The organism is Collinsella sp. CLA-AA-H167, assembly GCF_040095305.1.
In the GTDB taxonomy this organism is placed as follows: domain Bacteria; phylum Actinomycetota; class Coriobacteriia; order Coriobacteriales; family Coriobacteriaceae; genus Collinsella.
Genome location: NZ_JBBNGA010000002.1, coordinates 1 through 12,663, shown reverse-complemented (window position 1 = coordinate 12,663; position 12,663 = coordinate 1). Strand labels below are relative to the sequence as shown.

At 56.5% G+C, this 12,663-nt stretch carries 11 protein-coding genes and 1 tRNA gene; all 12 read left to right on the top strand.

From position 1 onward, the window contains the following. Nucleotides 1–204 precede the first annotated feature (204 nt). The 12 genes from AAAT03_RS02225 (at nt 205) to AAAT03_RS02170 (ending at nt 11,995) form a co-directional block, all read left to right on the top strand. Nucleotides 205–1,146: an IS256 family transposase gene (locus AAAT03_RS02225; protein WP_349102501.1), complete on the top strand. Its 942-nt coding sequence runs from the start codon at nt 205–207 to the stop codon at nt 1,144–1,146. 135 nt (nt 1,147–1,281) lie between these two features. Next, nucleotides 1,282–2,118, top strand: coding sequence for a transporter substrate-binding domain-containing protein (locus AAAT03_RS02220; protein WP_349102500.1), 837 nt, complete (start codon nt 1,282–1,284; stop codon nt 2,116–2,118). After that, nucleotides 2,115–3,914: a GGDEF domain-containing protein gene (locus AAAT03_RS02215; protein WP_349102499.1), complete on the top strand. Its 1,800-nt coding sequence runs from the start codon at nt 2,115–2,117 to the stop codon at nt 3,912–3,914. Before AAAT03_RS02220 ends, AAAT03_RS02215 begins: the two co-directional genes overlap by 4 nt. Before the next feature lie 113 nt (nt 3,915–4,027). Beyond that, a complete protein-coding gene (locus AAAT03_RS02210; RefSeq protein WP_117735816.1) occupies nt 4,028–4,291 on the top strand; it encodes a TIGR03905 family TSCPD domain-containing protein in 264 nt (87 codons plus the stop codon). Continuing rightward, nucleotides 4,291–5,502, top strand: coding sequence for a hypothetical protein (locus tag AAAT03_RS02205; RefSeq protein WP_349102498.1), 1,212 nt, complete (start codon nt 4,291–4,293; stop codon nt 5,500–5,502). Before AAAT03_RS02210 ends, AAAT03_RS02205 begins: the two co-directional genes overlap by 1 nt. Nucleotides 5,503–5,655: 153 nt before the next feature. Further along, a complete protein-coding gene (locus tag AAAT03_RS02200; protein WP_006236208.1) occupies nt 5,656–6,378 on the top strand; it encodes a response regulator transcription factor in 723 nt (240 codons plus the stop codon). An 11-nt stretch (nt 6,379–6,389) separates the two neighbouring features. Next, entirely contained in the window at nt 6,390–7,955 is a 1,566-nt protein-coding gene (locus AAAT03_RS02195; RefSeq protein ID WP_117786700.1) for a HAMP domain-containing sensor histidine kinase, read from the top strand. A gap of 118 nt (nt 7,956–8,073) precedes the next feature. After that, on the top strand, nt 8,074–8,952 hold the full coding sequence (locus AAAT03_RS02190; RefSeq protein WP_349102555.1) for a phosphoribosylaminoimidazolesuccinocarboxamide synthase: 879 nt from the start codon (nt 8,074–8,076) through the stop codon (nt 8,950–8,952). Continuing rightward, entirely contained in the window at nt 8,953–9,528 is a 576-nt protein-coding gene (locus AAAT03_RS02185; RefSeq protein ID WP_055251296.1) for a hypothetical protein, read from the top strand. Nucleotides 9,529–9,617: 89 nt separating this feature from the next. Next, nucleotides 9,618–10,898, top strand: coding sequence for an aminopeptidase (locus AAAT03_RS02180; protein WP_349102497.1), 1,281 nt, complete (start codon nt 9,618–9,620; stop codon nt 10,896–10,898). A 28-nt stretch (nt 10,899–10,926) separates the two neighbouring features. Beyond that, nucleotides 10,927–10,999, top strand: a tRNA-Lys gene (locus AAAT03_RS02175). Between the two features lie 198 nt (nt 11,000–11,197). Further along, the gene (locus tag AAAT03_RS02170) at nt 11,198–11,995 is read left to right on the top strand and encodes a TraX family protein (protein WP_349102496.1); all 798 of its coding nucleotides are present in this window, start codon (nt 11,198–11,200) and stop codon (nt 11,993–11,995) included. Nucleotides 11,996–12,663: the final 668 nt, after the last annotated feature.

The following is a 12,663-nucleotide window of genomic DNA, read 5'->3' as shown; positions in this document are numbered from 1 at the left end:
GCGCCTTGCCCGTTTTGGGGCTTATAGGACAAAATGTGTGTCCACTTTAGGGGCATCGGCGCAGGTCGATGCCCCTTTTTCAGCCGTTTAAATTCCGTGCCCGCTTTTAACCGCTCGGACAGAATGTGTGTCTGGTTGCCTATCGTTCCCGCAGGTAGATAACCTTTTCCGGAACCGTTAAATACCCCTTCGGAAGAGGTGCCCATGAAGGCCGTTTATTGCCCCTACTGCGGCGGTCGGACCAAGCGCAACGGCAGGACCTCATCGGGATCCCAGCGGTGGAGGTGCACGGCCTGCGGCGCGTCGACGACGGTGAGGTACGACGACACGGCGACAAGGCTGGACGAGTTCCTCGGGTGGCTCCTCTCCAAGGACTCCCAGGCGGCGATGCCGGGCGGCGGGCGGTCCTTCAGGCGCAGGACGGCCGAGTTCTGGGAGGTCTGGCCCATGCCCGTCCCCGACGGCGGGAGCGGGTTCGCCAAGGCCGTGCGAGAGACCTGGCCGCGCACCAGGGTCCAGAGGTGCACCTTCCACGCCTTCTCGCAGGTCAAGCGCTACACGACGACGCGGCCGAAGCTCCAGGCGGGGCGCGAGCTCTACCTCGTCGCGCGCGACCTCATGGGCATCGAGACGCTGCACCAGGCCGAGCTCTGGGTCGAGCGTTACCTCGACTGGTGCGGGTTCTGGGCCGACTTCCTGGAGGACAGGACCGTGGTGGACGGCAGGAGGGTCTACACCCACGAGAGGCTGAGGCGGGCGCGCTCGTCGCTGTCGTCGCTGGTGTCGGCGGGGACGCTGTTCACCTACCTCGACCCCGCCCTGGCCAAGGCCGGCCCGCTGCCGTCGACCAACAACATGATCGAGGGAGGGGTGAACTCGCAGCTGAGGGCCGTCCTGCGCAACCACCGGGGGCTGACGTCGGTCAAGCGCGTTAAGGCGGTGTTCTGGTGGTGCCACGCGCACTCGGGGGACGCGAGGACGGCGCGCGAGAAGCTCGCCACGATGCCGACCGACGCGGACATCGACTTCCTGTTCAGCGTCTACTCCGCCTCGCCGTCGCGCGAGGACGGAGGGCCGGAGTGGGGCGACAGGGCCGTGTGGGAGGACCTCCACCACAGGGACCCGTACCCGTTCTGGCTGGATTAATGGATGGAAACGGATGTTCTATCGGGACACACATTTTGTCCTATAAGCCCGTTTTGGGCAAGGCACTTTTTTCACTGCCGCATTGGCTCCCGGTAATAAAATGAACTTTACTGCTGTTTCGATGAAAGGAGGAGCGTGCCCAGACGTATCAAGCGAGCCACCATTGTCTCGTCCGTGCTCATACTTCTTGCTGTCGTCTGTGCGGTTACCCTGACGTATACCGTTCGAAGCAGTTCCCCCTCCTCGAATGAAGCTGACAAGGATCTCCCGGAACTCAAAATTGGCGTTACGGATAACGATCCCTATGTGTATATCGATACCACGGGCGACTACGCCGGTATCGATATCGATATCGCACGCGAGGCTTGCAAACGTGCGGGGCTCAGGCCGCAATTCGTCGACATATCTTGGAATGACCGCGATCGCCTGCTCAAAAATGGCGATATCGATTGTCTGTGGTGCGACTACTCGCCCTGTTATCGCGAAGACGATTATTACTGGACTGAGCCGTATCTAACCATAACGGTTTCGGTTGCCGCCAAGAAAACGAGCGGCATCAAGTCCTTGGCGCATCTCGACGGAAGCAAGACCATTGCAGTGATTGCCGGTTCGGTGAGTGAACGCCGGCTGCTTGCGGGCGATCTGGAAATCTCGCCGGACGTGCGCATCAAATCATATGGCTCTGCCGAACTCTGTAAAGCTGCCCTTGCCAAAGGGTATGTTGACTGTTGGATGGCGGACGTTCAGTCGCTCGGTCCCCTCGTCGCCCAGTATCCCGGCCTGTATCGTGTGTTCGCCGACAACGTTATGACGGTTGACCTTGGCGTCGCGTTTGAGGACGGCTATGAGGGGGAGCACGTCAAAAACCTCAATACCGTGCTGTTCGAGATGGATCGAGATGGCACGATTGAGCGCATTGTGGGCAAGTACAAGGCGGGGGCGACGACGGACGGGCAAGGAGCGGAATCATGACAAATGATGAGCGCCGCTTACGCCGAAAGGCATTAGTCACCGCGGCTATCTGCGTTGTGGCCAGCGCTGCTTTGTTGGGTCTGCTGTATGTGGTCGGCACGCATCGCTGTCTCGATAAAACGCTTGGGTTTTGCCAGGAAACCATGGTGTTTTTAAAAAACGCCTGCGAAAAATATGACCGATACGAACAGGGAAGAAAAACCGAGGCGACGCACAATTTGGATGCCGCGCTCGAGTCGTTTGCGACGTTCTTGCCATCTGATCACGTTGAAGTCAACGATGACCTCGTCGAGGAGTACGTCCATACCGAGCACCTTTCGGGAATGTTGGTCATGGACGCCGACGGTCATATGGCCGCTCATTACGATATCGACGGCCGCGATCCGCTGATGCTATGGCGAGAGGAGCTTGCCTGTTCGTCGGTCGCATCGATGTACCGAGGCTCCAAGGTGTCCTACTCGACGGTCGTTGAGCGTCGAGATGTCGACTTTGCCGTGAGTGTTGTTCCGTACGGTGATGGCGTAGCGCTGGGGTATCGATCGCTTGCGCCCGAGCCCGCCGATGATTATTCGTATACGATCGCCGACGTGCTCGTGAACAACACATTCCATCAGAGCCCAACGGTGTTCGTGATGCGCGATGCGCAAATCGTTTCTTCAAACGATTCGACCGTCGATATGGCTCTCGCCCGGCTTCTTGCCGATAGCGGAATTGATTGGAAAGACGAAGGCTTATCACGTGTCGAATATCGGGGAAGTACCTGGTATGCCGTGCGTGCGGCGTATAAGGACTATCGCCTGTTTGCGCTCTATCCCAAATCTGAGGTCATGTCGGGCAGGATTTCATTTATCACTGCCGGCGTACTGGCGTTCCTGGTGTTTTTGGTTGTAGTGCTGTTGGTGCGTATCGTCGCCGATCGTCGCAATTTGGCCGAAAAGGACAAGCAGCTCGGCATCATCAATGCCATCAGTACCACGTATGAGTCGACCCTCCTGTTGCATCTCGACACGCTTGAGATCGAGGGGATTAACATGTCGCCATCGGTGGCGAAGATATTTGCCGAGCACGCCGAGGCATATGACTTTTTTGCAACGGTTTGCCGTGACATTGTGAGTCCCGAAAGTCGCGAGGCGGTCATGGAGCTCTTAGATATAAAGACGCTTCGGGATCGTATGGAGGGCGCGCCGTACTTGGATGCCGAGGTACGAGACTGCCGAGGTACGTGGTATTCGCTGCAGGTTGTTCCACAGCGCCGCGATGAGCGGGGTCGACTGGAATCGGTCGTCGTGGCAACGCATAACATCTCGATGACAAAGCGCGCCGAGGAGCTTTCTTTCCAGGACAAGCTGACGGGACTTCGCAATAGAAATTACCTTGAGTCCCTTGGCGACGACCTGGTGAACGAGTCCCTGCCCGTGAGTGTGATCATGATGGACTGCAATTTCCTCAAGCGTACCAACGATCTCTACGGTCACGAAATGGGCGATGAGCTGCTACGGCGTACGGCGTCTGTATTGAGGCGGGCGGCAGGCGAGAAATTTGTGCCTATGCGCATTGGTGGCGACGAGTTCTTGCTGATTTACCCTCACACCGATCGCGAATCCGCATGTGAAGTAGTGCAAGATCTTCGCCTCAGCCTTGCTGCTGCGAGCGATGAGGTGCTGACGGTCAGTGCGTCGTTTGGCGTCGCGACGGCAGAGGCACCCGGTTATACACTGACCGAGATTTACCACATCGCTGACCACAACATGTATCAAGAGAAACGAAAAGTCCACGCTCGGGAAGCAGATTGCTAGTATTGCTACCGCCGGTTTGCGCATTGGGGAATGTTGAATCGGTGCCCGCGATACTTTATCGGTTCGGACGGGGATAATAGACGTCTGAAATTGCTTTACGAGAGGGGAACGCAATGATTAGTTTTGATTACAAGCCTCAGGGCGTATGCACTCGCAATATCCACCTTGACCTGTCCGATGACGGCAACAAGGTGGTGGGCGTCGAGTTTACCGGTGGCTGCAACGGCAATCTCAAGGCTATCTCTAAGCTGGTCGAAGGTGCTCCTGCCGATCGCGTCATCGAGGTTCTCGCTGGTAATACCTGCGGTATGAAAAAGACTTCTTGCGCCGATCAGCTCACGCGCGCTATCGAGGCCGCTCGCGCCGAGATCGCCTAATGAGTATCGCCGACCACGTCAAGAACGGAATATCGCGCCGCGGCTTTGTGCTCGGAGGGGCTGCCGCGGGCGCTGCCACGGTGCTTGCCGGATGCTCAAAGAAAACGGGCACCAGCGACGATGCCGCCGGCGAGCCGCAGGTTATCAAGGACGATTCGAAGATTGTCTCGATCACTGATGAGTACGAAGCTGTTGATATCGATCTTGAGCCGGCGGCGTCGTGGACGCTGCCGCTGGGCACGCTGCTGTACTACTGCGATGGCGACTACGCCGCCGCGATGATGGCGCCTGCTTCTGCCCTGCATGCCAATACGCTTGGTGTGCTCAACCTGGGCGATGGCTCGCTTACCACATTAATCGAGGATCCTATCGAGGGCACGGGATATGCTTTTTACGATGTCCGTGCCGGCGATGGCGTGTTTGCGTGGGTTGAGATGAACTTTGCCAACTCATCGTGGAAGCTCTACGCTCAAAATCTGTCGGGCGCTTCGCTCTCTGGCGACGTGACTGAGCTCGATCGAGGTGGCAAGGACTATGATCCGCCCCTGTTTACGGCGTTCGGGTTATCGGTCATCTGGTATAAAATGCCTTCGGCAGGCGGCAATAAAACGAGTAGTGATTCGTTTTGCTATCGTCGCTCGCTTGATGAATCCAAGGCCGAGGTAATTTGGAAATCGATGGGCCGCTTTGCATCGGCCCCGCGCGCGAGCGACGGCATTTTGACCATCTCGCCGCGTGTCCGCAACGACGAAGGCGTCTACTACGGCATAACGGCAATCGATCTGACCGATGGCAACAACACCAAACGTGCCCAGCTAGTCCTTCCCTCGTCAGTCTCGCCTTTCGAGGCCGTATATATGGGCGATACCTTCGTGTTTTCTATCGAGGCGACCTATAGTGACGTGGGCAGCCTGGGCAACATGGGCACGTATATCGGTAATGAGGGAGGGCCATACCTCTTTCTGTCCCGCGAGCCGCTCGCATGTGCTGCCGGCAAGAAGAATAAATATCTCGTTAAGGTACAGGCATCGCATTTTCTCATCGACACCTCTGCCAAGACCTATGGCTCGCTGTTGTCGCCCGACCGCGCTTTGGAATATGGCGATTATCCAGCTACGGCGGGAAAATCGGACTCATTCCTTACGTACGCCACGGTGCGCAACAGCCAGGGTATACCCGAGACGGTCACCGCACGCCTATTCTCTCTTTAAGCTTAGAGGGGTTAAAAAGGCGCCAACAGGGGAATAAACGCGTTGTAATTGTGAGTACCGCCCGCCGAGCTGCCGCGTCATAGTGGCATCCGGCGGGCTCAGGTGCGTTAAAATGGGCTTGTTCTTAGCTGATTGAGACAGGGGGGCCGTGTTATGGCTTCAGATGCAAAAAAGATTCTGCTGGTCGAGGATGAGAAGGCAATCCGTGACGCCGTCGCTGCCTATCTCGAGCGCGAAGGCTACTGGGTTGTGGGTGTCGGCGACGGCCAGTCCGCGATCGAGGAGTTCGAGAAGCATCAGTTTGACCTGGTCGTGCTCGACCTTATGCTCCCCAAGATCCCCGGCGAGCGCGTTTGCCGCACCATTCGCGATACCTCGGATGTCCCCATCATCATGCTGACTGCCAAGGGCGAGATCGAGGACCGTATTATCGGTCTTGAGCTCGGCGCCGACGACTATCTGATTAAGCCGTTCTCGCCGCGCGAGCTTGTCGCGCGCGTACGCGCCTTGTTCCGCCGTGCCCATCAGGCCGACGAGCCAGCCGTCGAGGTACTCGACTTCGGCGATCTGGTCATCGATATCTCGGGCCACAAGATTTTGGTCGAGGGCAAGGAAGTCGACCTGACGGCTTCCGAGTTTAAGCTGCTCACCACGCTTGCCCGTCACCCCGGTCGCGTCTACAACCGCATGGAGCTGGTCGAGAAGGTGCTCGGCTACGACTTTGAGGGCTATGAGCGCACCATCGATAGCCACGTGAAGAACCTTCGCGCCAAGCTGGGCGATGATCCCAAGAAGCCCAAGTGGCTCTACACCGTCCACGGTGTCGGCTATCGCTTCGAGGCTCCGGCCAAGACCGATAAGTCGGACGAGAAATAGGGAAATCACATATGACACCTGCGCGCTTTGAAATCGGACAAAAGCACAAGCAGGAGAGCGAGGCGGGTTCCAAGGCTAGTTGGAACACGCCTCGTTCCGATTCACGGCCAACGATGAGCTATCCCTCGCGCATGGCACTTGCTTTTGCTCTGACATCGCTCATGACGGTATTGGTGCTGGTGGGCGTGGTCTCTGTTGTGTGGGGCACGGTCTTTTCGGATTACACGCGCTCCAATATCGTCGAGATCGCCAATTCTGCTGCCGAAAAGCTTGCGACGTCGTATGAGGAAAACGGCAACTGGACTGCGGGCGAGCTGCGCACGGTCGCGACATCGAGTTTGGTATCCGACGACCTGAGTATGCAGGTCGTCAACAAGAAGGGCGTTGTCGTCTATGACGACTCATGGCCTTCGGCAAGCGCGACCGCCGATGTGCGCGAGAGCGAATCGGCGTCGAGCAGCTCGAGCGGTAAAAAAGCATCGCATAGCCCGGTCTCGTCTGCTCCAACCGACTCCGATAGCGTTGCCAACGTCGAAATCATAACGTCTTCGGGCGAGCATGTCGGACAGGTAAAGCTATGGGCCATCGGCTCCGATGCCTTGCTCACCAAGGCGGATTCTGCATTTAGGGAGAAGACCTTTAACGCCATGGCCCTCGCCGCGGTTGTTGCAATCTGCATTTCGGTCGTTATCGGATCGCTCGTGTCGCGCATGCTCACCAAGCCGATTCATCGTATTACGAGCACGGCCAAGCAAATTCGCGATGGCGATCTGTCCGCTCGTACTGGTTTGCGCGGTGATGACGAGATTGATCAGCTGGGTGAGACCTTCGATGAGATGGCCACTTCGCTCGAGAAGGATATGAAACACGAGAAGCGCCTGACCTCAGACGTGGCTCACGAACTTCGTACTCCGCTTATGGCCATGCTCGCGACAGTCGAAGCCATGCAGGATGGGGTGTATCCCACCGACGACGAGCATCTGGAAACCGTTGCATCCGAGACACGTCGCCTGGCCCGTCTGGTGCAGCAGATGCTCGATCTATCGCGCATGGAAAACAGCACAGCGCCGCTCAACCTTGAGCCGGTGGACATGGTTCCCTTCGTGCGTTCCATCGTCAACGCTCAGGAGCGCCTGTTTGTTGACCGCGATCTGCGCTTGCGCTTTGCAGATGAAACCCAGGGTCACGACGATGTCGTCGAGGCCGATCCCGACATGATCACACAATGCGTCATCAATCTCATGAGCAACGCCATGCGCTACACCCCCGAGGGCGGTTGGGTCGTGGTGTCGGTGCTCAGTGACCGCAAACACGTCAGCGTCGCCGTTTCTGATACCGGCATCGGTATTGCCAAGGATGACTTGTCGCGCATCTTCGGCCGTTTTTGGCGCGCCGATGCCAGCCGTGCCCGTGAGGCGGGCGGTCTGGGCGTGGGCCTCGCCGTGACTAAACAGATCGTCGAGCGACATCATGGCTACATTTCCGTGGAGTCGGAGCTTGGAAAGGGTACGACTTTTACGATTCATCTGCCTCGCGAGCACACGGCGGACGCGGCATCTACTACAATGGAGCACTAGCTTTTCGCTATTCGGTGAAGGAGGGGTTTCATCCCTGCCGCTCCGAGTTTGCGAAAACGTGCGGGAAAGAACCCGCATTACTGTCGTATTTTGGTAAGGAGTGACTCACGTGACAACGATGGAGCGTCGTCCGGATTCCCGTGGCAAGGTTCGTGATATCTACGATGCCGGTGAAAACCTGCTGATGGTCGCCACCGACCGCATTTCTGCGTTCGACTTCATTCTTCCCGACGAGATTCCGTTTAAGGGAGAGGTGCTCAACCGCATCTCGGCATTCTGGTTTGATAAGTTTGCCGACATCGTTCCCAACCACCTCGTTTCCATCGACCCGGCGGATTTCCCTGGGGAGTTTGCTGAGTATCGTGACTACCTCGCCGGCCGCGCCATGCTGGTTAAGAAGGCCCAGACGATTCCTATCGAGTGCATCGTCCGCGGCTATCTGACCGGTTCGGGCAAGAAGACCTACGACGAGAACGGCACCGTCTGCGGCATCCAGCTGCCTGAGGGCCTGACCGAGGCTTCCAAGCTTCCCGAGCCGCTGTTCACGCCGTCCACGAAGGCCGAGATTGGTGACCACGACGAGAACATCTCGTTCGAGCGTTGCTGCGAGATCGTGGGCGAGGATATCGCCACGCAGATTCGTGACCTTTCCCTCAAGATCTACAAGGCCGCTGCCGAGTACGCCGCGACCCGTGGCATCATCATTGCCGACACCAAGTTCGAGTTTGGTGTCATCGATGGCAAGGTCACGCTGATCGACGAGTGCCTCACGCCCGATTCCAGCCGTTTCTGGCCTGCTGCCAGCTACGAGGAGGGCAAGATCCAGCCCAGCTACGACAAACAATTCGTCCGCAATTGGCTCAAGGCCAACTGGGATATGACGGGGGAGACCCCGCACCTGCCCGCCGAGGTCATCGATGGCACGTCCGAGCGCTATCGCGAGGCCTTCCAGATCATCACGGGCTCCCAGTTCACAAGCATGAAGGAGAACGCATAAGTGAGTACCCGTAGCGCCACGAACAAGCGCACGCAATCCCACGAGGTTACCGGGGTTGCGCGCAAGTCCGCCGCATCTGCTAAGCCTGCCCGTCAGGCAGCGAGCTCTGTCCGCGTCGTGCCGGCTTCGTCTAAGGCACGCCGCAAAGAGCTCGAGAAGGGCGAGAACCTCGAGGGCCTCTCTAAAGAGGAGAAGCGCGCCCGCAAGGCTAAGCAGCGCGCCAAGGAGGACCGCATCTACACGGTGTCGAATATCCTTCTCAAGCAGGATGAGGACTACACCAAGCGCCGTCGTATCTGGTGGGCCGTGCTTACTATCGGCATGGTACTCGTCGTGGCAATTTGGGCTTCGCTCTACTTCGCTCCCGCTGGCATGGTGTCCAGCCCTGTCCAGATGGTCGGCATCGTTTTGTCCTACGTCGTCATTTTGGGTGACTTTATCTACGACTTCGTTCGTATTCGTCCCCTGCGCAACATGTACCGCACGCAGGCCGAGGGCATGTCCGAGAACAAGCTCAACGCCCTTATCGAGCGCTCGGCTGCCGAGGAGGACAAGAAGGACTCCAAGAAGAAGTAGCGTTTGCATGCATACTTATCGCTAAGATATAAGGCGCGTCGTTTTTGCGGCGCGCCTTTTTACTGTTCTATAGATAGATGGAGTGGCACATGATTCGAGCTGCCCTGACGGTCGAAGAGGCTCTGGAGGGCATGAAGGCCCTAGAGCCCAAGATTAAAAACTATGCGCGCCTGGTTGTCCGCAAGGGCGTAAACGTCAAGCCCGGCCAGGAGGTTGTCGTTCAGTCTCCGGTCGAGTGCGCGCCGTTTGCGCGCGTGGTGGTCGCGGAGGCCTATGCCTCCGGTGCCGGTCACGTGACGGTTATTTGGGCCGATGACGCCGTGACGAGGCTCACGTACGAGCATGTCGAGAAAAGCTATTTTGAGCAGACGCCCGAGTGGAAGCGCCTGCAGCTTGATTCACTGGCCCAGGATGGTGCCTGCTTTATCTTTATCGAGGGTGCGGACCCTGCCGCTCTTAAGGGCATCGATCCCGCTAAGCCTGCTGCAGCTTCTAAGGCAAGGAACACGCAGTGCAAGGTCTTCCGCCGCGGACTGGACTACAACATCAACCCGTGGTGCATCGCCGGCGCGCCGGTCGTTGCCTGGGCGCGCGAGGTGTTCCCGGGAGACGCCGATGAGGTTGCAATCTATAAGCTGTGGAATGCGATTCTGCATACCGCTCGCGCCGATGGCCAGGACCCGGAGAGCGACTGGGAACTCCATGACGCCGCATTCGAAAAGAACCTGCGTTTCCTGAACGACAATCGTTTTGACTACCTGCATTACACCTCGGCAAATGGAACCGATCTGACGATTGGCATGACGAAAGGTCACGAGTGGGCCGGCGGCAAGGGCAAGACGCCCGATGGGCACCCCTTCTTCCCCAACATTCCCACCGAGGAAGTCTTCACCTCGCCTGATCGTATGCGTGCCGACGGTATCGTGTATTCGGCTATGCCGCTCATTCACCACGGTAACAAGGTTGACGATTTTTGGATTAAGTTCGAGGCGGGCCGCGTAGTGGACTACGATGCCCGCGTGGGTAAGGCGACGCTTGCGAGCATTATTGACACCGATGAAGGTGCCGCTCATCTGGGTGAGGTCGCGCTTATCTCCAAGAATACGCCGATTCGCGAAAGCGGCGTTCTGTTCTATGACACACTCTATGATGAGAACGCCAGCTGTCACCTTGCGTTGGGTGTTGGTTTCCCTGAGTGCATCGAAGGCGGGTACGACATGTCCAAAGAGGAGCTCCTGGAGCATGGCGTTAACGTTTCGAGCACGCATGTCGACTTTATGATCGGTACGGACGACATTGATATTGCGGGCATTACGCCTGATGGACGTGAAGTTGTGATTTTCCAGAACGGCCAATGGAGTTGGGAATAGTCCCAGACCGTGGTACAATGCCACCCGCGGGCCGTTAGCTCAGCTGGCAGAGCAGGGGACTTTTAATCCCAAGGTCCAGGGTTCGAACCCCTGACGGCCCACCCAAAGATTGTTGAGACGGTCAACTTCGGTTGGCCGTCTTTTTTGTCGCCCTTTCATGGGTTCGAACCCGAAAGGGCGCGGAGCTGAGGAAACGCGTGAGCGTTTGCCAGTGCAGCGCGCGAGGCGCGAAGCGCCGCAGCGGCTGCCTGCAGAGCAGGCCGAACCTCTGACGGCCCACCCAAAGAAAGGAAAACGAAATGAAAACAGATAGATACGGAATTAGCGGCAGCACATTAAAGATAATAGCGGCCATTTCGATGGTTCTCGATCATGTAAGCAGGATCGTCCTGACCAATGGAATCATGACTCACGCATCGTACAATCAGATATCAGACGAACAGTGGGCGATTCTAAGCGAGGCTTCGGATGTGCTTCATATTCTTGGCAGAATTGCATTTCCCTTATTTTGCTTTTTGATAGTTGAGGGATTTTTGCATACTCATGACATAAAGAGGTACCTGCGAAATATGCTTGTCTTCGCAATCATTGCGGAGCCCATATACGATTTCGTTCAAACCGGGCAACTATTTGACCTTCGGCAACAAAATGTTATGTGTGAGCTCCTGCTTTGCTTGGTCTTCTTGATAATTCTGGAAAAGATACAAAGCCTTTCAAAATGGAAGAGGTACATCGCAGAAACTGCTCTGATTGTTTTGACAGCACTGGCAGCTGAATACACTAAACTAGATGGCGGTGTGTATGGCATTCTGCTTGTGGCTGCATTCTATTTATTCCACGACAGCAAGGCCAAGATGTTCTTTGCTGCAGTATGCGCAGTGCTCCTTTCGTCATGCCATATAGTTGGCGGCGGATTTGAGTTTGCTACAGCTAATATATTTAATCCTGATGTTGCTGCCGCGGTCGTTTCGTTGCTGCTTATCAATCTTTATAATGGCAAGCGAGGGCTGAAGCTCAAATATTTCTTCTACATTTTCTATCCGGCTCATCTTGCTCTGCTTTATGGTGTCTCACTTATTGTTTTGAACTGTCTTTAAAAACTCTCAAACAAGTCTCTGAAAGCAGAACTAAATTGACCCTAAGACTGCTTGTGAATTTCCGGAAGACCTGTGAGATACGAGGATAGACAACGAGGGCTGTAGAAAGATGCTTCGAAAGCATGAATGGCAGCGAGAAAATGAGTTCGGAAGCACCCCTCTGGATGCTCCAGCATAGAATAGAAAGCGATCGGCTCCGGCTGGTCGCTTTTTTGTTACCGATGCACGGTTCGAACCCGAACTTCTATATATAGGAACGCTTGGCGAACAAAACCTGCCTTTTACCGACGGGAAACAAATAACCGATGCTTTTGGAGTAAAGTGGCGCTCCAGAGATGACCGATGCCTCAACATCTATAAACCAGCTGGTCACCGCCAATATCAGAAGCTGATGCTTCAGTTATAACCTCAGTGACGTGACTGAGGGACCTATTCATTTGTGAACAAAATATGGAGTACGGGATTCCCGCCCCCGGCGCCCCTCCGGTCTGGCAATATATCTCCTTGCCGCGCGGCCCGGTCGGACCGGATCAGCCGCACAGCGTGCACCTTGAGAACCGGATACTGCGAGGATGGACACATTCAGTGTCGCATCCGGGCAGACATCGAACCATTTGAAATGGTCTAACTTGGATTTGTTTTTCGCAAGGCCGCCGAGAGGCGGCCCC

What these genes read in the sequence shown, in the direction of transcription:
- AAAT03_RS02225 (WP_349102501.1), top strand. Translation starts at nt 205, where the DNA reads ATGAAGGCCGTTTATTGCCCCTACTGCGGCGGTCGGACCAAGCGCAAC.
- AAAT03_RS02215 (WP_349102499.1), top strand. Translation starts at nt 2,115, where the DNA reads ATGACAAATGATGAGCGCCGCTTACGCCGAAAGGCATTAGTCACCGCG.
- AAAT03_RS02210 (WP_117735816.1), top strand. Translation starts at nt 4,028, where the DNA reads ATGATTAGTTTTGATTACAAGCCTCAGGGCGTATGCACTCGCAATATC.
- AAAT03_RS02205 (WP_349102498.1), top strand. Translation starts at nt 4,291, where the DNA reads ATGAGTATCGCCGACCACGTCAAGAACGGAATATCGCGCCGCGGCTTT.
- AAAT03_RS02200 (WP_006236208.1), top strand. Translation starts at nt 5,656, where the DNA reads ATGGCTTCAGATGCAAAAAAGATTCTGCTGGTCGAGGATGAGAAGGCA.
- AAAT03_RS02195 (WP_117786700.1), top strand. Translation starts at nt 6,390, where the DNA reads ATGACACCTGCGCGCTTTGAAATCGGACAAAAGCACAAGCAGGAGAGC.
- AAAT03_RS02190 (WP_349102555.1), top strand. Translation starts at nt 8,074, where the DNA reads ATGGAGCGTCGTCCGGATTCCCGTGGCAAGGTTCGTGATATCTACGAT.
- AAAT03_RS02180 (WP_349102497.1), top strand. Translation starts at nt 9,618, where the DNA reads ATGATTCGAGCTGCCCTGACGGTCGAAGAGGCTCTGGAGGGCATGAAG.
- AAAT03_RS02170 (WP_349102496.1), top strand. Translation starts at nt 11,198, where the DNA reads ATGAAAACAGATAGATACGGAATTAGCGGCAGCACATTAAAGATAATA.